This is a genomic window from Kurthia sp. 11kri321, assembly GCF_001534765.1.
In the GTDB taxonomy this organism is placed as follows: Bacteria; Bacillota; Bacilli; order Bacillales_A; family Planococcaceae; genus Kurthia; species Kurthia gibsonii.
Genome location: NZ_CP013217.1, coordinates 2,269,409 through 2,290,014 on the forward strand (window position 1 = coordinate 2,269,409; position 20,606 = coordinate 2,290,014).

At 35.8% G+C, this 20,606-nt stretch carries 19 protein-coding genes; 5 read left to right on the forward strand and 14 right to left on the reverse strand.

The window, feature by feature from the left end; all coding sequences use genetic code 11:
• Positions 1-104 precede the first annotated feature (104 nt).
• The 5 genes from ASO14_RS11460 to ASO14_RS11480 all read right to left on the reverse strand — a co-directional run bounded on the left by ASO14_RS11460 (position 105) and on the right by ASO14_RS11480 (position 6,270).
• Positions 105-1,400 (reverse strand): arsenic transporter, encoded by a 1,296-nt coding sequence (locus ASO14_RS11460; protein WP_068455330.1) that lies wholly within the window; start codon positions 1,398-1,400, stop codon positions 105-107.
• A gap of 13 nt (positions 1,401-1,413) precedes the next feature.
• Positions 1,414-1,710 (reverse strand): ArsR/SmtB family transcription factor, encoded by a 297-nt coding sequence (locus ASO14_RS11465; RefSeq protein WP_068455333.1) that lies wholly within the window; start codon positions 1,708-1,710, stop codon positions 1,414-1,416.
• Positions 1,711-1,926: 216 nt separating this feature from the next.
• A complete protein-coding gene (locus tag ASO14_RS11470; protein WP_068455336.1) occupies positions 1,927-3,501 on the reverse strand; it encodes a peptide chain release factor 3 in 1,575 nt (524 codons plus the stop codon).
• 230 nt (positions 3,502-3,731) lie between these two features.
• On the reverse strand, positions 3,732-5,204 hold the full coding sequence (locus ASO14_RS11475) for a UDP-N-acetylmuramoyl-L-alanyl-D-glutamate--2,6-diaminopimelate ligase (RefSeq protein ID WP_068455339.1): 1,473 nt from the start codon (positions 5,202-5,204) through the stop codon (positions 3,732-3,734).
• Between the two features lies 1 nt (position 5,205).
• Entirely contained in the window at positions 5,206-6,270 is a 1,065-nt protein-coding gene (locus ASO14_RS11480; RefSeq protein ID WP_068455342.1) for a M42 family metallopeptidase, read from the reverse strand.
• Positions 6,271-6,380: 110 nt separating this feature from the next.
• Between ASO14_RS11480 and ASO14_RS11485 the strand changes: the two genes are divergently transcribed.
• Positions 6,381-7,973, forward strand: coding sequence for a two-component system sensor histidine kinase NtrB (locus ASO14_RS11485; protein ID WP_082701466.1), 1,593 nt, complete (start codon positions 6,381-6,383; stop codon positions 7,971-7,973).
• Between the two features lie 319 nt (positions 7,974-8,292).
• Here the strand turns inward: ASO14_RS11485 and ASO14_RS11490 are convergent, their stop codons facing one another.
• Positions 8,293-9,684: an aldehyde dehydrogenase gene (locus ASO14_RS11490; RefSeq protein ID WP_068455345.1), complete on the reverse strand. Its 1,392-nt coding sequence runs from the start codon at positions 9,682-9,684 to the stop codon at positions 8,293-8,295.
• A 110-nt stretch (positions 9,685-9,794) separates the two neighbouring features.
• Between ASO14_RS11490 and ASO14_RS11495 the strand changes: the two genes are divergently transcribed.
• A complete protein-coding gene (locus ASO14_RS11495; protein WP_068455348.1) occupies positions 9,795-11,963 on the forward strand; it encodes a YhgE/Pip domain-containing protein in 2,169 nt (722 codons plus the stop codon).
• 252 nt (positions 11,964-12,215) lie between these two features.
• On the opposite strand, the gene ASO14_RS11500 is transcribed toward ASO14_RS11495, so the two are convergent.
• The 6 genes from ASO14_RS11500 to ASO14_RS11525 all read right to left on the reverse strand — a co-directional run bounded on the left by ASO14_RS11500 (position 12,216) and on the right by ASO14_RS11525 (position 16,611).
• Positions 12,216-12,647 (reverse strand): hypothetical protein, encoded by a 432-nt coding sequence (locus ASO14_RS11500; protein WP_068455351.1) that lies wholly within the window; start codon positions 12,645-12,647, stop codon positions 12,216-12,218.
• A gap of 128 nt (positions 12,648-12,775) precedes the next feature.
• Complete coding sequence (locus ASO14_RS11505; RefSeq protein WP_068455354.1) at positions 12,776-13,774, reverse strand: inorganic phosphate transporter; 999 nt, start codon at positions 13,772-13,774, stop codon at positions 12,776-12,778.
• Between the two features lie 15 nt (positions 13,775-13,789).
• Positions 13,790-14,410, reverse strand: coding sequence for a DUF47 domain-containing protein (locus ASO14_RS11510; RefSeq protein WP_068455357.1), 621 nt, complete (start codon positions 14,408-14,410; stop codon positions 13,790-13,792).
• A 299-nt stretch (positions 14,411-14,709) separates the two neighbouring features.
• Positions 14,710-15,291: a histidine phosphatase family protein gene (locus tag ASO14_RS11515; protein ID WP_068455359.1), complete on the reverse strand. Its 582-nt coding sequence runs from the start codon at positions 15,289-15,291 to the stop codon at positions 14,710-14,712.
• Between the two features lie 28 nt (positions 15,292-15,319).
• A complete protein-coding gene (locus ASO14_RS11520; protein WP_068455362.1) occupies positions 15,320-16,075 on the reverse strand; it encodes a thermonuclease family protein in 756 nt (251 codons plus the stop codon).
• A 5-nt stretch (positions 16,076-16,080) separates the two neighbouring features.
• Positions 16,081-16,611, reverse strand: a complete 531-nt coding sequence (locus tag ASO14_RS11525; RefSeq protein WP_068455365.1) for a phosphatidylglycerophosphatase A family protein — start codon at positions 16,609-16,611, stop codon at positions 16,081-16,083.
• Positions 16,612-16,710: 99 nt separating this feature from the next.
• Between ASO14_RS11525 and ASO14_RS11530 the strand changes: the two genes are divergently transcribed.
• The 3 genes from ASO14_RS11530 to ASO14_RS11540 all read left to right on the forward strand — a co-directional run bounded on the left by ASO14_RS11530 (position 16,711) and on the right by ASO14_RS11540 (position 18,468).
• Complete coding sequence (locus tag ASO14_RS11530) at positions 16,711-17,427, forward strand: alpha/beta hydrolase (RefSeq protein ID WP_068455368.1); 717 nt, start codon at positions 16,711-16,713, stop codon at positions 17,425-17,427.
• 75 nt (positions 17,428-17,502) lie between these two features.
• A complete protein-coding gene (locus ASO14_RS11535; RefSeq protein WP_068455371.1) occupies positions 17,503-18,015 on the forward strand; it encodes a 2'-5' RNA ligase family protein in 513 nt (170 codons plus the stop codon).
• 3 nt (positions 18,016-18,018) lie between these two features.
• The gene (locus ASO14_RS11540) at positions 18,019-18,468 is read left to right on the forward strand and encodes a GNAT family N-acetyltransferase (protein ID WP_068455373.1); all 450 of its coding nucleotides are present in this window, start codon (positions 18,019-18,021) and stop codon (positions 18,466-18,468) included.
• Between the two features lie 70 nt (positions 18,469-18,538).
• On the opposite strand, the gene ASO14_RS11545 is transcribed toward ASO14_RS11540, so the two are convergent.
• Together ASO14_RS11545 and mgtE are read right to left on the reverse strand one after the other, a co-directional pair.
• Positions 18,539-18,841: a hypothetical protein gene (locus tag ASO14_RS11545; RefSeq protein WP_068455376.1), complete on the reverse strand. Its 303-nt coding sequence runs from the start codon at positions 18,839-18,841 to the stop codon at positions 18,539-18,541.
• 137 nt (positions 18,842-18,978) lie between these two features.
• Positions 18,979-20,355 carry a magnesium transporter gene (gene mgtE, locus ASO14_RS11550; protein ID WP_068455379.1) on the reverse strand — a complete coding sequence of 459 codons (1,377 nt, stop codon included), beginning with the start codon at positions 20,353-20,355 and terminating at the stop codon, positions 18,979-18,981.
• Positions 20,356-20,606: the final 251 nt, after the last annotated feature.

Sequence of the window (20,606 nt, forward strand, 5' to 3'; positions counted from 1 at the left end):
TTTATTAAGTATTTTATCACTATTTTCTTCAATTATACGGTAATTTTTTTCCTTTTTATGTATTAAAAATAAAACAAAAAAACCACCCTTGAAAAGGATGATTTTTAAAATAATTTCATTGTAATATACAGTCCCAGTAATGTTACAAGTAGAATTGGGATTGTACAAATAAACCCAATCTTTATGTAACGAATCCAAGAGATTTGAATCCCTTTAAGTGACAAAACATGAAGCCAAACCAATGTTGCAAGTGAACCGATTGGTGTCATTTTTGAGCCTAAGTCTGAGCCAATTACATTCGCATAAATGAGTGTATCTCGAATAACAGGTGTCGTATGCACTTCTTGAATTGCTAATGACTGAATCATAACAGTTGGTAAATTATTCATAATTGCTGATAAAATAGCCGATAAGAATCCCATACCAATTGTTGCGACGAATAATCCTTGATCTGCTAACCACTGAATCCATATTGCAACGCCATGTGTCATTCCTGCGCTCCCTAGTCCATACACGACTAAATACATTCCAATCGAAAAGAATACAATATTCCAAGGAGCCATTTTAATTACTTTTGTTGGACTTGAGAATCGATACATCTTCATTTGAACCAACATAATGAATGCAACTGCTAAAACAATAAATGACACAGGAATACCTGTCCATTCACTCGAGAAGTAACCAATTAATAATAATAGTGACATCCACCATGATTGTTTAAAAAGGGATTGATGACGAATCGCATCTTTTGGTTCTGAAATTTGCGTTGCATCATATGTACGCGGAATCGCCTTTTTAAAATACCATAGTAAAATGATGATTGTTGCAAGTAATGAAAAAAGGTTCGGAATAATCATATGAAGTGCATATTCTGCAAAACCAATTGAAAAATAATCTGCAGCAACAATGTTTACTAAGTTACTAATAACAAAGGGTAATGACGTCATATCTGCAATAAAACCACTTGCGATAATAAACGGGAAAATCATTTTTTCTTTAAAATTCAAATTACGCACCATCGCTAAAACGATTGGTGTCAAAATAAGAGCTGCTCCGTCATTCGCAAAAAATGCGGCAACAACTGCACCAAGTAAACAAATGTAAACATACATACGAATACCATGACCACGAGCCAACTTTGCCATATGGCGTGCTGACCATTCAAAAACACCGATTTCATCTAAAATAATCGAAATCATAATAATACCGATAAATGCAAGTGTTGCATTCCACGTAATACCGACAACCGACTTAAAGTCCTCCATATTCACAATGCCTAATAAAAAAGCAATTGCTGCACCAGCACAAGCTGACCAGCCAATCCCTATATTACGTGGTTGAACAATGACAAAAAATAATGTCACGATAAATAATAGTAAAGCAATCCAAAAATCAAACATAATTTCCTCCTACCTATTTTGAACACGATGATGGAATCGTAATAGGTTCTAATTCATCTAGTACAGCTTGTATGACAGGTGATAATGAATCTACTAAACGATAGTAGCGCCATGCTCCTTCTTTTCGCTCTTGAATAATAGATGCGTCTTTTAGTTTTTTCAATTGCTGACTGACAGCAGGTTGTGAAATTTGTAGTAATGGTACAAAATCACAAACACAACATTCTCCATTTTTTAAAGCGGCGAGTAATTTTAAACGATTGGCATCGCTTACTGCCTTTAGCTGTTGAATGAGTTGGTCTTGATTCATCTAACCCCTCCTTATATAAGCATCAACTTATATATTATATGAAAAATCTACTTTTTAAAAGAGATTCAATCAAAAAACAGGTTGGGACATAAGTGCAAAAAAACACATCCCACATGAGCATAAGAAAAACTGGAACCGCGCTATAGCGCGATTCCAGTTTTTCGTTGCGAACGCTAAAAGAGGGAAGTGACTTGTTTTGTCCCAGCCTGTTTCATCTTATAGTAAGCTATATAAACGAATTTCTGGATATTTATCATTGAACCAACGCATTGCAAATTCATTTTCGAATAAGAATACCTTATTACCAAAACGATCATTTACAAGCATACTACGTGGACCTGTCATTGAGTCTTTTACGTCTTCTTCATTTTCAATCCAACGGGCAATTTTCGAACCGATTGGTTGCATAACCACATCTACGTTATACTCATTCTTCATACGATTTTCAAATACTTCAAATTGTAATTGACCAACTGCACCAAGAATTGTATCTTCTGTGTGTAATGTTTTGTAGTATTGAATCGCACCTTCTTGTACTAATTGCTCAATACCTTTATGGAAGTGCTTTTGCTTCATGACGTTTTTCGCTGTTACACGTACGAATAATTCAGGTGTGAATTGTGGTAGTTTTTCAAACTGGAATTTCTTTTTGCCGCCGACAATTGTATCCCCAATTTGGTAGTTACCTGTATCATATAAACCGATAATATCACCCGCTACAGCTTCATCCGCTGTTTCACGGTCGTCTGCTAAGAACGTTGTCGCCTGTGTCACTTTGAATGATTTTGCTGTACGTGTCATCATTACGTTCATACCACGCGTAAATTTACCTGATACGATACGAACGAATGCGATACGGTCGCGGTGAGCTGGGTTCATATTTGCTTGGATTTTGAATACGAATCCTGAGAATTCTTCATCTGTTGGTTCTACAATTGTTTCTTGTTCTGTCAAACGTGGTTGTGGACCTGGCGCAAACTTTAAGTACGTTTCAAGGAATGTTTGCACTCCGAAGTTTGTTAAAGCTGAACCGAAGAATACAGGTGTTAATTGACCTTTTGCAATCGCTTCTTCAGAGAAGTCATTACCAGCTTCATCTAATAATAGAATATCGTCTAAAGCTTGTGTGTAGTAAGATGTTTTTGTCATATCGTTCTCAACATCTATTCCACCTTCTGCATTTAAAGGAATGAAGCGATCTTCTTCTTCCGTACGGAATTGTTCAATACGATTATTGTAGCGGTCATAAATCCCTAAGAATTCTTTCCCCATACCGATTGGCCAATTCATCGCATATGTTTGAATGCCTAATACTTCTTCTAATTCTTCCATTAATTCTAGTGGTTCTTTACCTTGACGGTCTAATTTATTAATGAATGTGAAGATTGGAATACCACGCATACGACATACTTGGAATAACTTCTTCGTTTGTTCCTCAATCCCTTTTGCAGCATCGACAACCATGACCGCACTATCTACAGCCATTAATGTACGATACGTATCTTCTGAGAAATCTTGGTGTCCAGGTGTATCTAAGATGTTGATACGGCAATCTGCATAATCAAATTGCATAACAGATGATGTAACCGAAATACCACGTTGTTTTTCGATTTCCATCCAGTCAGATGTTGCGAATTTACCTGATTTTTTACCTTTTACAGTACCAGCATCACGAATCGCGCCACCAAAGTATAAAAGTTTTTCTGTAATTGTTGTTTTACCAGCATCGGGGTGAGAGATAATCGCAAAGGTACGACGTGATAAAATTTCTTGTTCTAATGTTGTGCTCATTATTTTGCTCCTTCTACTATCATATATTTTCATAAATGGTTGGTTGAAGGTTTGTCTACATCGGGTATCACCGTTCCTTACCTATGAGTTTGTATATGATTCGTTCATTATTTACGTTTCTAACCTTACGATTATATCAAAATTATCATATGAGAAAAACCCCTAAAGTAAAAGCACATCGAATTAAAAAAGAAGTTGTGGCTTATTTCAACCACAACTTCTTTTGAATCTTACATACCGAATTTTTCTTTTGCTGCAATCAGCGCAATTTCTGCATCGCTATGTGGATACTTTGTATCTTCAATAATTTGATAATCTTCATGACCTTTACCAGCGAATAAGATTAAATCACCTGGTTCCGCAATTTCTACTGCATGGCGAACTGCTTCTGCGCGGTCACCAATACATGCATAGTTATCATGTGTCATACCTTTTTCTAAATCACCTACAATTGAATCATATGCTTCATAGCGTGGATCATCCGTTGTTAAAATAACGTAATCAGCCATTGAAGCCATGCGTGCCATGTCTGGACGTTTTGATTTATCACGATTACCGCCTGTACCGATGACAAAAATTAATTTTTTCTCTTTGTATGGCATAGCTGCTGTAATCGCTTTTTCAATTGCATCTGGCGTATGTGCATAATCGACAAAAATTGAAATTGGTAGTTTACCTGTCTCAATTTTTTGCATGCGCCCTTTAATCGGCATCATATGTTCAAATTGTTGAATAATATCATCTAATGCGTAACCTTTACAATAAAGAGCTGCTGTTGCGGCTAACATATTGTAAACATTGAATTCACCAAGTAACTTTAATTCGACGTGTTTTGTACCTTCTGGTGTTTTCATATCGAACTCTGTATGTTCATCATGGTATTTAATATTTAATCCTTGGAATACAGCGTTGTCATCATGAATCGCATATGTCCAGATTGGATAAGGTGTTAACCCAGCATATGTTTTAGACCATGGATCATCTGAATTTAATACGGCATGTTTATCTTTTTCAAGGTCTTGTCCAAGTTGAGAGAATAACATTCCTTTGGCGTTACCGTAGTTTTCCATTGTACCGTGGAAATCTAAATGATCATGCGTTAAATTTGTAAAGATTGCAACGTCGAATTCAACGCCTGCTAAACGACCTAATACAAGTCCATGTGAAGATACTTCCATAATCATGCCACGACAACCTTCTGCTTTAGCACGGAAAATCATTTGTTGTGTTGTCAATGCATCACTTGTTGTATTCGCTGAATCGTACATAACACCATTCAAGTTAAAACCGATTGTGCCAGATAGTGCTGAACGTACACCTAGTCCTTGTAAAACATTTTGAATCATTGTCGCAACAGACGTTTTACCATTTGTACCTGTTACACCAAACATCGTTAAATCTTTTGAAGGATAATCGAAGAATTTTGCTGCGAGTAAACCAAGTGCGCGACTTGTGTCTTCTACAACGACTTGTGCGACATCCCCTGTTAAATCAAGTACATGATCGACTACAACAATTGTTGCACCTTGATCCACTGCTTGTTGTGCAAAATCATGTGCATCGACTGTATAACCTTTAATACAGATAAAAATGGTTTTATCTTGTACATTGCGTGAATCGATGGCAATATCTTTAATATTTTCTGGTAATGTTCCGATAATTTTTTTAATCGGTAAACATTGTAATAATTGTGTTGCTTGCATATTATGCTTCCTCCTCTTCATCTACCATTGGCGACATCACATATGCATAAAGTAAATCTGCTGTATGACGTAAAGAATCCATATGCGTTCGCTCATAGGCATGAGAAGATTCAATACCTGCACCGAATAAAGCATGACGAACATCTGCCCCTGCTTTAATCGCAGCCGAGGCATCTGATCCATAATAAGGGTAAATGTCTAGCTTATAATCAATTTGATTTGCTTTTGCAAGTCGCACAAGTTGTTGTGTTAATTCATAGTGATAAGGGCCACTCGAGTCTTTTGCGCAGATGGATACTGTGTATTCATCTGTTTGTTGCCCGTCACCAATTGCCCCCATATCAACTGCAATGTACTCGACTGTTTTTTCTGGAATATTTGAATTACCACCATAACCAATTTCTTCATTATTTGAAATATAAATATGTGTTGTATAAGGTAATGTGATTTGTTTTTGATGTACATACTTTACCAGTTCAATTAATAATGTCGTACTCGCTTTATCATCTAAATGACGTGTTTTAATGAAGCCTGTATCTGTTTGTTCAAAACGATTGTCGAATGAGACAAAGTCACCTACTTCAATTCCAAGTGCGCGCGTATCGTCTGCATTTTTCACTCTAGCATCTACACGTACTTCGATATGTTTTTCATCGCGTGGTAAACTACTTGCACCGCGATATACGTGTACAGATGTTTCGTGCATTAAAATCGTTCCACGAATTTCTTCGCCAGACGCTGTATGAATTGTACAATACTCACCTTCTACTGCATTCCAATTAAATCCGCCAATCATCGATAAAGATAAGCGACCTGAAGACTTCACTTCTTTTACCATAGCACCTAGTGTATCTGTATGTGCTGTTAATAAACGATGACGTTCATCGTTCTCACCTTTCAGTGTCACAATTAATGCGCCTTTATTCGTTCGTGTATAAGGAACACCGATTTCGTCGAAAATTGTCGCCATCACTTGCATGATTTTTTTCGTGTACCCAGTAGGGCTCGGTGTGTTCGTTAGTTTTTCTAGTAAAGCAATTGTTTCAGTCTCATTAAAAATACTCAATTTAGAAAGCCCCCTCTTATATTTATTCCATAATATCAGAATATGACATTTTCCGACACCGTCAAATACTGTATGATAGATGTATTAATCGATTCGAGGTGTTTTTTCATATGAAGCACACTACTTCTAGTTTACGTAAACGGAATAAAATTGTGTTATTTATTATTATGACAAGTATTTTTCTATATACGGTTCTAATGGCAACTGGATTTGCTAAGGGGCTTCATAGCTTTCCCTGGCTCTCTCTCATGCTTTGCGCCACAGCGTATTTACTTTATCAACTTCGCGTGAACGATTTAGTCGTTTGCGGCTTTATTGTTATGACAATTAATGTTCTACTCGTACATACAATTTATGAATCTCAAAATATTTACTCATGTATTCTACCAGTTTTAGGACTTTTTATTGTCTCAATTTATCAATCAGCCTACTTGAATGCGGCGATTATGGTCGTCTTTGCAGCTGAAATAGGTTGGTTGATATATGCACAATATCCAACACTAATGGAAACATTCGGACAAACGAATTTAGTTGTATTATTGATTATACTCGCATTTTTATGTGCGACAAGCCTTATTCAAGGGTACTATTTTAGTATTTCTTACCGAAATATCGAAACAAAAAACGATCAAATAGAACAGGAATTCTTATCAAAAGAAGGGTATTTAAAACTATTTTTTGAAAATGCAAAAGATAGTATGGCTGTATTTGATTTGAATAATGACGTTATTGCAGTTAATCCTGCTTTTGAAAAGTTATACGGTTGGGATATGAATGAGTGTATTGGTAAACAACTGCCAATGGTACCAACAGGACAATTTGAAGAATCACGCGATCGAATGGCACGCATGCTGAATGGTGAAAGTTTTGATTTACTCGAAACTGTTGATATGCGTCGAGATGGTACATTATTTGATGCGGAAGTGACATTATCTCCGATTTTCAACCATGATGGTGAAATTATCGCTACATCTGTTATTACGCGTGATATTTCTTATCGTAAAGAAGCTGAGAGATTGCTCGTACAATCTGAAAAGCTCGATTTTGCTCAAGGCATGGCTGCAACTGTAGCACATGAAATCAGAAATCCATTAACGGTTATTTCAGGCTTTACGCAGATGATGCAACAAGATAAAGATTCTCCACATGCCTACTTTTATGGCTTAATTGACGAAGAAATTAAGCGAATTGATTTAATCATTAATGAATTCTTAATTTTAGCTCGTGAAAAAACAGATACTGAAAAAGAAGTTTTTGACGTACAAGAAATTTTAAGAGCTATGCTATTATTCTTTAAACCAAATATGCATGCCAATGAAATTGATTTAGAATCTCACTTGAACGATCAACCTGCTGTTATCCATGGCTATCCAAATAAATTGCGTCAAGTATTTATTAATATTTTTAAAAATGCTTTAGAGGCTATTGGTACAAATGGGAATATAATCGTTTCAAGCAGCATCATTGAAGAACAATCTGTACAACTTGTCATCTCTGATAGCGGTTGTGGTATGTCCAAAGAAACCGTTGAAAAAATGTTCGAACCCTTCTTTACAACAAAAGATCAAGGGAATGGTATTGGCATGATGGTAACTTATGATATTATTCAAGAACATAAGGGAAAGATTCATGTAACCAGTGAACCAGATTTCGGAACGACCATTACGATTACATTACCGCTCGCACAACAAAACGAAGTATAAAAAAGAGCCTGAGACAAAAGTATTTTCAACATAACAAATCCCGTATGATTCGAAAAATCATACGGGATTTGTTCATTCAGATCAATTTTCGCTTCGAAAAATGAATAGAGGTAGGTAAGAAAAGAACGCAACGTCCTGTTGCAAACCCTGCCCCACTACATTACGTAGCGTTCGGGCACGGCTTCAAACTCCTCGTCACTTCATTCCTGTGGGGTTTTTAGCTCACGCTATTCTCGCAGGAGTCGTTTTCTACGCGTTCAATTGATTTGATTATTCGTATTTGAAACATATTATTTTGTTCTGTCCCAGGCTCGATTTTTTATCTTAAAATAGTTTTTACGAGTGTTGCTTTTTGTTTATATGGTGGATACAACAAGTTATTTGCTAATTTAGATGAACGTTTTAGTACTGATTTTTGATGGGTAAATGCTTCAAAACTAGCCTTACCATGATAATTCCCAACACCTGATTCGCCAACACCACCGAACGGAAGGTGCCACGATGCAACGTGCATAATGGTTTCATTAATACAGCCACCACCAAATGCTAATTCATCTAAGAAATATTGAATCGCTTTTTCAGTTTCAGAGAAGAAATAAGCAGCTAATGGTTTAGGTCGACGATTAATTTGATGTATGAGATGTGTTAAATCTGTATAAACAAGAATTGGCAAAATCGGGCCGAAAATTTCGTCTTGCATAATTGGAGAATCCCATGTGATATCTTGTAAAATTGTTGGTGCCATATATAAATCTTCGCGATCTGTTTCACCGCCGAATAAAATGTCACTACGATGTTGTTGTAATAAACCATTTAATCGGTCAAACTGACGTGTATTAATAATACGACCAAAATCTTTACTTTGTTGTGGATTTGAACCATAAAATTTACTTAATACTTTTTTAATTTGACGAATGAAAGGCGCTTTTACGGACTCATGAACAAAAACATAATCTGGTGCGATACATGTCTGACCTGCATTGACGAATTTACCCCATACGACACGTTTTGCTGCCACTTCTAAATTTGCTGTTTGATCAACAATTACAGGGCTCTTACCGCCAAGTTCAAGAACATGTGGTGTTAAACGATTCGCAGCTGCCTTCGCTACAATTTTCCCAACAGCTACACTTCCTGTAAAGAAGATAAAATCAAACGGTGCATGAATCAGTGCATTCGTCTCCTCTTTTTCCCCTTCTACAACCGCGATATATTCTGGTCTAAATGTTTCTTCTAAAATCGTGCGAATAATCTTACATGTCTCTACTGCTGATTCCGATGGCTTCACAACAGCTGTATTCCCACCAATGATTGCACCAATTAGTGGTTCCATTACAAGTTGGAACGGATAGTTGAATGGACCAATAATTAATGTAACACCATATGGATCATGAACAATCATACTTTTACCTGGCTGAAATTGAACAGGTGTTGGAACACTAACTGGATGCATCCATTCTTCTAAATACTTCAAAGCATGACTAATACTCGAATAAATAATGCCAATCTCTGTTGTAAAAGCTTCAAATTCACTCTTACGTAAATCCTTATACAACGCTTGTTTGATTTCTTTTTCGTATTTTGAAATACTCGCTTTTAATGCCTTTAATTGCTGTTTTCGAAAAGCCAGCGTTCTAGTTTCTCCTGAACTATAATAAGTATTTTGCTTTTGAATGATTTGATGGATTTCTTCTGCTGTTACATTGGTCATTCTCATTTCCTCCTTTAATTTCCTAAAATATGTGGTTTTAGTATATCATTGTATAAGTTATTGCTTCAATGTTCACGAATTTGGGTAAATTTTTACAAAGGGGGATTCGTATGAAAAAAATTTGGGGAATCTTTAAAAATGATATGCACCACTTACTAACTAATTGGGTTTCAGCCGCTATTATTGTCGGTTTAATCGTTCTTCCATCGCTATATGCATGGTTAAACATTGCTGCATCCTGGGACCCTTATGGCAATACTAAGAATATCCCTGTAGGTATTGTCAATGAGGATGAAGGAGGCAAGATTGAGAATCAATCTGTCAGAGCAGGGGATGACCTTGTAGCCAACCTAAAGAAAAATAAAGAAATGGATTGGCAATTTTTAAATAAAGATAAGGCTATGGACGAATTAAGAAATGGGGATTTATTTGCTGTTATCGTCGTTCCTAAAGACTTTTCGAAAAAGTTAAGTACCATCACAAATGACTCTCCTCAAAAAGCTCAAATGGAGTACTATGTGAATGAAAAAATTAATTCCATCGCACCTAAAATTACAGATCGTGGAGCTTCTATGCTTGTTACGACCATGAGTAGCAAATTCGTTGGAACAGTTAATGGGACTATTTTCGAACTTTATAACAAATTAGGAATTGACATTCAAAAAAACTTACCTGATATTCAAAACTTTGAAAAATTCATTTTTCAACTTGAAAAAGACTTACCAGGTATTCATAAAGAATTATTAGGTGCTAAAAAGACTGCCAATACTGCTGATCAAATGTTAAAAGAAGCCAAAGCGAAAATACCTGAGGCTGCACAAACAACAACTGAGGGCTTAAATACAGTTACTACGGCCATGACATATGTAACAACTGCACAAAAAGCGATGGATACTTTAGAGCCTCGTATTGAACAGGATTTAAAAACATTACAAAGCGCCATGCAAGAAATACGTAATATTCGAAAGACGATTGAACAAAGGTCTATTGATACATCTGGACTTGTCCAAAAGCAAAATGCAATTATGGAACAAACAACACAATCCATTAATCGGTTAACTTCAATCGAGAGCGCACTTTTAACCATCAAACGATTCAACCAAGCGAACAAGTTAAACGAAGCAAATGCTACTTTAACACCTGCTATTAAGGACATTCGCGCGACAAAAGCAAGTTTACAAAGTACACAACGTAATATTCGTACACTTGATGCAGATGTAAGCACAGCTAAAAATAACATTCAAACTGCTCAAAAAGAATTAGATGCTTTAGCACAACGTATTACTTCCGAAATGAATCAATTTATTCGTTCTTATCAAAATACGATTTCTCCGGATATCAAAAAAGAACTTGCAAATGCAAAGCAAACATTAACACAAGCACAAAGTATGTTGACAGAATTACAAGTATCATTACCAAAAGCACAATCTGTTTTAGATGAAACAAGTGGTTATGTTAATACTGGACAGACTGCTTTAAACGATGCACTTGGAAAATATCCATTTTTAAAATCGAAAGTGGATGAACTCGCAGGGAAGCTTCGTCAGTTCGATGACAAAGTGGATATAAATAAATTAATTAAACTATTATTAAACAATCCAAATAAAGAAAAATCTTTCTTTGAAGAACCAATTAAATTAAAAGAAAATGCTGTATTCCCTGTTAAGAATTATGGAACTGGTATGACGCCATTCTACGGTGTTCTTTCACTTTGGGTAGGTGGACTCTTACTCATGTCCCTCTTAAGTGTCAATGTAAAAAAACCAGAAAACTATAAATATAGCGAGATTTACTTCGGTAAATTATTAATTTTCTGGGTGATTGGTATTTGTCAAGCGCTCGTTATGTCGAGCGGTACAATTTTAATTATCGGTGTTCAACCTGTTTCACCATTATTCTTTATCTTGTTCTGTGTATTCATTAGTATGGTATTCATGACAATTGTTTATACACTTGTATCACTATTTAATAATGTCGGAAAGGCACTTTCCATTGTATTACTCGTTCTACAATTAGCAGGTGCTGGCGGAACATATCCAGTTGTATTACTACCAAAATTCTTCCAAATCATTAATCCTTTCCTTCCTTTCACCTATGCAATTGAAATGGTACGTGAAGCTGTGGCAGGTATTATTTGGTCAAAGGTCGCATTAGATATGACTGTTCTTATTGGGATTGCAGTTGCATTCTTAATCATTGGTGCTCTGTTCAAAAATCCTGTTAATCGTGGAACTGCACATCTACTCAAAAAGTCAAAAGAATCTGGTTTATTCCATTAGCAAAATGAATGCTAGACAATTTATTAAAAACACGTATAATAAATTACTAGGTGCCAAACCTATCGTTATTCTCTTGTAGAATAACAAAAGTCTTTTTCATAACAGCACGGATTGCTGGAAAAAGACTTCAAGATGAGCGGGGAAAGTTTGATGAGCCCCCGCTCTTTTTATTTTGTCTACATGAAAAAACGAACTGTACAATTGAATGTACAATTCGTTTTTTTATTTAGATTGGGAGAAATCTAAAATGAATTAAAAAAGCGATGTTTGGTTTAGAGCAGCCGACTGAGTGGCTACTGGATTAGACTGTGCAGTATTTTCAACTGCCTCATCTTCTTTAGACGAAGAAGATGAATCTGTTTGCGATGCAAGCGTCTGTATCATCGCAAGTTGTGCTGTAGCTGTCATTAACTGAATCAATTCTTTTGTTGCATTTGTTGTTGTACTTTGTGTTTGTGTTGTTTGACCAAGTTGTTCTTCTAATTGGACAAGTTGTTGTTGGAGGGCACTTGAATCATTAGAAGTTGTCACGCTACTTAATTGCTTTAATAACAACTCAGCAAAGTCTGTAGTTCCTTCTGTTGAAACAGAAAACGATGTTGAATCAGCAGTTGACGTAGATGACGTTTGTAACAACTGACTTAAAAATGCATTCGATTGAATCGAATCAAGTAAAATGGACATAACGAACCCCTTTCTTTATACATTGTACATGACCTGTACAATTCATACTTTATAACGTGAATGTGTCAATCAGATGTCTAAAATAAAAAAGAGGCTTAGGAAAATTCCTAGCCTCATATCATATAAATTTAGAAGAACATGTCTAATATAAAATAAACTACGCCTGCAAATAGTGCTGAAATTGGTAACGTAATAATCCACGTTAAAACAATTTTACGTGCTACACCCCATTTAACACCTTTTACACGTTGCGCTGCACCAACACCCATGATTGCAGAAGAAATAACATGTGTTGTTGATACTGGTAAGTGAATTAATGTCGCACCAAAGATGATTGAAGCAGAAGATAAGTCAGCTGCTACACCATTTACTGGACGAATTTTCATGATCTTACCACCAACTGTTTTAATAATTTTATAACCACCAATTGATGTACCTAGACCCATTGCTAAAGCACAGGCAAAACGAACCCAACCTTGTACTTCATCTGTTGTTTGCCAACCAGCTGCAATTAAAGCCATTGTGATAATACCCATTGCTTTTTGCGCATCATTCGTACCATGTGTGAATGCTTGTAAAGCCGCTGTACCAATTTGAACAGAACGGAAGCCTTTATTTGTTTTATACAGATTAAAGTTTTTAAACAAAATTTTAAATAGACTCATCACAAGGAAACCGACTGTAATTGCAATGAATGGTGATAGAATTAATGCTTGAAGGATTTTAATAAATCCTTCATAGTTTAAAATTGCCCAACCACCAGCTGCAACTGCTGCCCCTGCAATCGAACCGATAATTGCATGTGAAGAACTTGATGGGATACCGAAGTACCATGTAATTAAGTTCCAAGCAATCGCTGAGATAAGCGCTGCTAAAATAACAAGTGTACCATTCCCTAAAGTAAATGGATCGACAATATCTTTGGTAATCGCTTTGGCTACCCCTACGAAAGTAATCGCACCAACAAAGTTCATAATTGCAGCCATTAATACAGCTGTTTTTGGTTTTAAAGCACGCGTCGAGACAGATGTCGCAATCGCATTCGCTGTATCATGGAAACCATTAATAAAATCAAATGCTAATGCAAAGATGACAACGAGTATGGTTAAAATAACAATTGTATCCATAGTTTACCGTCCTACCTATGCATTTCGCATAATGATTGTTTCCATCGTGTTTGCAACGGTTTGGCAATCATCCGCGATATCTTCTAATTGTTCGTAAATATCTTTGAACATAATAATTCGAATTGGATCTTGTTCGTGTAAGAATAGTTGTTTGATTGATACACGTAGTACATCATCACATTTGCTTTCGTAATCTTTAATTAGAATCGCATTTTCACGCATATCTACTAATTTTTTCATTTGTAGTTTTTGCATTGCTTTTACGATTTCATCAGATGATAACATAATATAACTCATGAATGTATTCATTGAATCGTCAATATCTACTAACGAGAACATATCAAAGTGTGCGATACATTCTTCCATTCCATCTAACACATCATCCATACTATTAGCTAGAGCTAAAATATCTTCACGTTCAATAGGTGTCATGAACGATTTATTTAACATAACGATTAATTCGTGAATTAATTTATCTCCGTCTGTTTCATATTTTTTCATTTGTACGCTGATTTCAGCTAAATCTTCTAACGAGTTGATTCGGAAATCATTTGCATAGTGCATGGCTACTTGCACATTCTCAGCAATCTTTAACAAAATATTGAAAAACGGATCATCTTTTTTACGATTAAACATAAATTCCTCCTGAAAACATATATGTGTTTAGTCTTGCTTGTATTTCTCCATCATATTAACAATTTTTTAGATAAAAAACGCTGAAATTTACATTACTTAATGGAATATTTACATTACTGTAACAAAAGCGTTCACAAAAATGATTTTTTTCTATTAAAATAGCATTTTTTCTTTTTAAGTACATGATTTTATCAATTTTAAAATTTACAAAATATTCATAATTTACATTAAAAATTGGCTTTATATCGTTAAAAAAGAGTTCAAATATTATATTTCAAGAACATTTGAACTCTTTATAACTATATAGTATTTTCAGGTAAATGATGTGTATCATTATAAGCTTCTAACCACCATTCGCCACCTTTTGAATAAATCGTACTTACGCCACCATTCGATAAACGCGCATGTTGTGGAAAGAAATCCGCATTTTGAACAATTTGAAATAATGTATGAATGACTGCACCATGTGCAATTAATGCGACATCTTCATCTGGATAAGCTTCATAAATTTCTTGTAATCCACGTACTAATCTTTTTCGAAACGCTTTAAAACTTTCTTGATTCGGATAATTTTTTCGCGGGTACACTTTAGAGCGTTCTTCATAAGTCATCCCTTCTGCCGCTCCAAATGTTCGCTCACGAAAAGCATCAATTTGGATTAATGGAAGATGTAATTGTTCATTAATGATTTTCGCTGTTTCACTTGCACGTTGTAGTGGGCTTGTAAAAATTGCTTGAATGGCAATGTCTTCAAAAAACTTACCGCATGCTACTGCTTGTTTACGCCCCTCTTCATTTAAAGGTACATCGGTTGCACCTTGTAATTTTCCAGCTCGATTCCAATCTGTCTCACCATGTCTTGCAATATAAATTTTCGTCATTCTTTCACCCCTTTGTCCATTCCCTTGATTAAGGACGAAAAACGCGAATAAACCCTGCCGCCTTCGCCTCTTCTTCAGACATAAATAATTGTTCAGGGTTCACCTGATCATAATTTGGATCGCCTGGCTTATAATATCTCTTTTCGCCCTTCGGATTAATATTTCCTTTAATCTGATGTGCTAATAAATTAGGTTCTGTTACTAATTGAACGGATTCTACCTGTTTCCCAGGTTGCCAATGCGGAATCGCCTCTGCATGAAATCCCTTCTTTGTTACATAACCTGCATATCGCCAAATTCCCCTTTTCGCCTGTTTTGCTTCTTCTTGAAAGGCATAAAATTCATCGACATATTGTGCTTGTTTGGTATAAACATACCCCACTCTAGCATAACCTGAACGAAGTAATAATTCTTGTATGGACTGTCCATCCGCATAGACATATGCAAGTAAACGACCATAGCGATCTTCTCTCTCTTCATTCCGATCAAACATAATAGAGACAACTTGTGCATTTTGTATGAGTATACGACTTAACTGTTGTGCTTCTCTTGCAAAAGGCTGCTCTCCAATACGCTTGTGGTACATTTCTGGTGTATCAATTAATAAAAAACGCACTTTTTTTATTTGTCCGTTATAACGCACTTTCATTGTATCGCCATCCATCACGCTAACGACTTCTACTTTTTCACCAATGATGTATTGTTCTTGCTGTGGTGCTAGCTTACGCATATACACCACAACAATCATGAGTAGAATAATAATACTAATCACAATGAACAACACGAACGTTACTCCATAATAAGAAGAGCGGCTTCTTCTTCATCGCGAATACGATGCGCTAAACGAGATGAAGCAGCTGCTGCAATGGCACCAACTAAATCATCTAAAAATGTATGCACGCCTTCTCCTGCTTTTGTATCTAATTTTTTAATAACACCAATTTTATGTTTATCCAAATGTCCATACGTTGTTACACCAATACTACCATATGTTAAAACAGCGCCAAGTGCGATAGTTTCATCTACACCAAACAACCCTTCGTCTGTTTCAATAATTTGTTGTAGTGGTTGTGATAATTGCTTTTTCTCAGCTAGTTCATCTAATTCAATACCTACTAATAATGCATATTGAATTTCACGTTTTCGAAGTACTTTATCTACTGCCTCTACACAGCGTTCTAATGTTAATCCTTCATTATATGTATATTGCATCTCATATACAATTTCTGCGATATCCATTAGTGTAACACCACGACGTTCTAGTGCTGCACGTGCAGCGATGGATACGTCTGCCGATAAAACAGGTTGTTTTCGGTTCATTTCTATTACCTTCTCTCTTGTTAATCTGAACTTGATGAAAGTCATCTTCTTCTATGATACAATTTCCCTACAAATTATTAAAGGAGTGCTTTTTAGGATATGGGTTCTATTACGACCGAATTATTTTTTAGTGACGCTTTACAAGAGGAATTAAAGTTATTAATTTATACACCAGCTGATTTCACACCAATGTTGTCATATCCTGTAGCTATTGCTTCAGATGGCAATGATTATTTTCAACTAGGTAGTCTTTCGCGTATTTTAGACGAAAAAATTGAAGATGGTGATATTGATGAACATGTCGTTGTGGGTATTCCTTATAAAAGTGTAGAAGACAGACGTGAAAAATATATGCCAAGCGGTAAAAAACATGAAGCTTACCTTACTTTTTTAGCACATGAATTGATACCTTATTTACAAGAACATTACGCTGTATCCGATGTAGCAGATGAACATATTTTAATGGGTGACTCTCAAGCTGCAACTGTATCATTACTTGGTTTAATTCGTTACCCAGAAGTTTTCCAACAAGCCATTTTACATTCACCTCAGATTACAGATGAAGTGCTTCATTATGTTCAAAATATTCCAGAAGGTATTGATTATCATATTTATCATGCAATTGGTACAGGAGAATATGAAGTACATACAAAAGATGGACAGATTAAAGACTTTTTAACTCCAAACCGTACATTAAAAAATGCACTTCATCAACGAAAAATTGATTATAATTATGTCGAATTAGAAGGAAATCATACCTGGAAAACGTGGAAACCAGACCTTCCAAATGCGATTATGCGAATTTTTCATAAATAGTGTGTCGCATTTCAGCTATTTTCCTTCATCATTTGCTATACTAACTATATAAATATGTTAATGGAGGTAGTTATTATGAAATATGGTATTGTTGCTTTTCCTTCTAAGGAAGTTCAAGATTTTGCAAATGGTTATCGCATGCGTTACGATTCACACTACGCTCAAATTCCACCTCACATTACGCTTCGCGGGGAAGTAGAGACGGATGAAGCAGGACTAAAAGAAGTAGCGAATCGTTTATTTGATGTAACAAAAGATGCAAAGGCATTTCATATATCCGTTCCAAAAGTGGGTACGTTTAAACCGATTAATAATGTCATCTATTTAAAAGTAGATGCAGATGAAGCACTTTATGATTTAAACAAAGCACTACATGTTGAAGACTTCGGTGGACCTGCACAGTATCAATATGTACCTCATATTACGTTAGCACAAGGTATTACAGCAGATGAATTAGAAGATATTTATGGACAATTACGTATGACACAAATCAATTTCTCTGAAGAAATTGATCGCATTCACTTACTTTATCAACTTGAAAATGGCTCTTGGACTGTGTACGAAACATTCCGTCTACAAAAGGACTAATTCATGGTAACAAACATTACCGTTACACTGGTTCATACAGATAAAGAATTGGAAGATGCGTTCTTTGTTCGACAAGAAGTATTTGTAAAGGAACAGGGAATTCCTCTTCCTTTAGAACGCGATGAATATGATGATGAATCTCAGCACATTGTTGCCTACCACGAAGGACAACCGATTGCTGCTGGTCGCGTCCGTCTGATTGATTCATCAATCGCAAAAGTCGACCGCATTTGCGTATTACCTGCTTTCAGAAGACAACAAGTGGGTGTACGTATGATGCAAAAATTAGAAGGTTACGTCACACAACTTCCAGAGTCAGTCCATATCCAAACGATTAAAATCTTCGCACAGACACATGCAGTTCCTTTTTATGAGAAAATGGACTATCATGTGACATCACCTGAATTTATTGATGGTGGTATTCCATATCGCGCAATGGAAAAACGTTTATAAAACAAATAAGCATGTCATGTACACTTTTCAGTGTCCACGGCATGCTTATTTTTTCGCATATTCATTTATATTAAGCATAGGTACTCACAATGTATCCCTTCCCTGTAATTTCAGCAATTGTTTTTTCTTCAGGTTTTTTAATAAGCACAGGTTTCATAGGCGGAAACGGTAATACATCCTGTTCACGTTCCGTCTCTCTTTCCGTCTCTTCAAAAATACGATCCATAGTTCGCTCACGACTTTTTTCAGAACGTGTTTGCTTTCGAACTATCTCTACAGCCATAATTTGTCCATAAGGTTCTGACAAACTAGCCCTTTGAATGTTCGCATATTGTATAGACTGATACGGTGTAATTGGTAGAATATAGCCCATACCTATCTCCTCCTTCTTACAAACTAATACCCGATTATTATATTTTTAACACATGAAGAATTAAATTTTCTGTGTTTTCAACCTTTAATATAAAAAAGTGAAGAATCGCAAGCTATTGCGACTCTCCACTTTTTTGATTACATTAATCTATCGATAAATACAGTCGCAATACCTAAATAAATTAAGATGGATGTAATATCATTTAATGTTGTAATGAATGGACCAGAAGCTACTGCTGGGTCAATTTTTAAACGATGCATTAATAATGGAATAATCGAACCTGCTACTGTTGCGACAAAGATTGAACAAGCAATCGCTGTTGCAACTAATAAACCAAGTAGCGCTTCACTTTGCCATAAATAGACGATTAAAAAGGCTACAATCCCACAAACAATTCCCATAATGACACCTGTTAAACCTTCACGCACTAATAACTTCATCTTACTTTCTTCTTCTACATCACCTGTCGCAATACCGCGTACAGCTACCGCTAATGCTTGTGTACCACTATTACCTGAAGTACCGCCAATTAGTGGAATGAAAGCAGCCAGTAAAGCTACTTTTTCTAATGTAACGGTGAATAAATCAATTAAATTCGCTGTTAACATACCTAATAATAGTAAAATTACAAGCCATGGTAAACGCTTTTTAGCCGCTTGGAATGGATTCGTATCGAATGTATCCATATCCGAAACACCGGCCAGTTTTGAGTAGTCTTCACTCGCCTCTTCATCGATAACGTCGATAATATCATCGACTGTAATAATTCCAAGCATTTCACCTTGTGAATTAATAACGGGAACTGCTAAGAAGTTATAGTCTTTCATTACTTGTGCAACATCTTCTTGGTCATCCGTTACATTCACACTTACGACACGCTCATTCATAATATCGTGAATGAGTGTATCTTCTGTTGCAATAATTAAATCTCGTAAAGAAATAACGCCTACTAAATGATTAGCATCATCCACAACGAAAATATAGTAGATGGTTTCGGCATCTGGTGCTGCATTACGCAAAATATTCATCGCAGAGCGAACGGTTGAATTCGCTGGAATACTTACATATTCCGTCGTCATAATCGAACCTGCTGTATGTTCTTCGTAGTATAATAAATCGCGAATGTCTTCCGCTGATTTTTGGTCCATTATTTTTAAGAAATGGCTAACACGATCTTGTCCTAATTCATTTAATACGTCTACCGCGTCATCCGTATACATCTCTGAAATCATCTGAGCTGCATACGTACTTTCCATCTCATCAATGAAAGGTAAGTAGTTTTCATCATCTAACTCTAAAGCCTCGAACACCGTTGACATCTCTTTCGGGGACAAGTATTGATAGATAATCTGTCGTATATCTGGGCCCACCTTCTCATAAAACTGTGCCTGATCATATGGATGCAGCGCTAAATACTCCTCACGAAAAGCATCTGTCTCACCTGTTTGCAACAAGTCACGTAAATGTTCTTCATCGTATTGCACTTCATCTTTTTCCATTTTTTCGTCCATCATGCATGTCCCCTCCTCTCGGGCTCTTGTTATTTGTTTATGAAGATTCATTTAGATTTCGAGGAAGTCTAAATGTATCAGAACCAATCTTCATAAATGTGCCTTTTTTAAAGCACTTACTAATAATAGTGCTTTAAATAGAAAATGTGAACCTTTTTTTCAAACATCCACAACTATCTATACTATCACTGCTCTCTACTACTTCTCAACCATTAAGCCAATAAAAAAAGAACCTTTACTTTATGTTCACAATA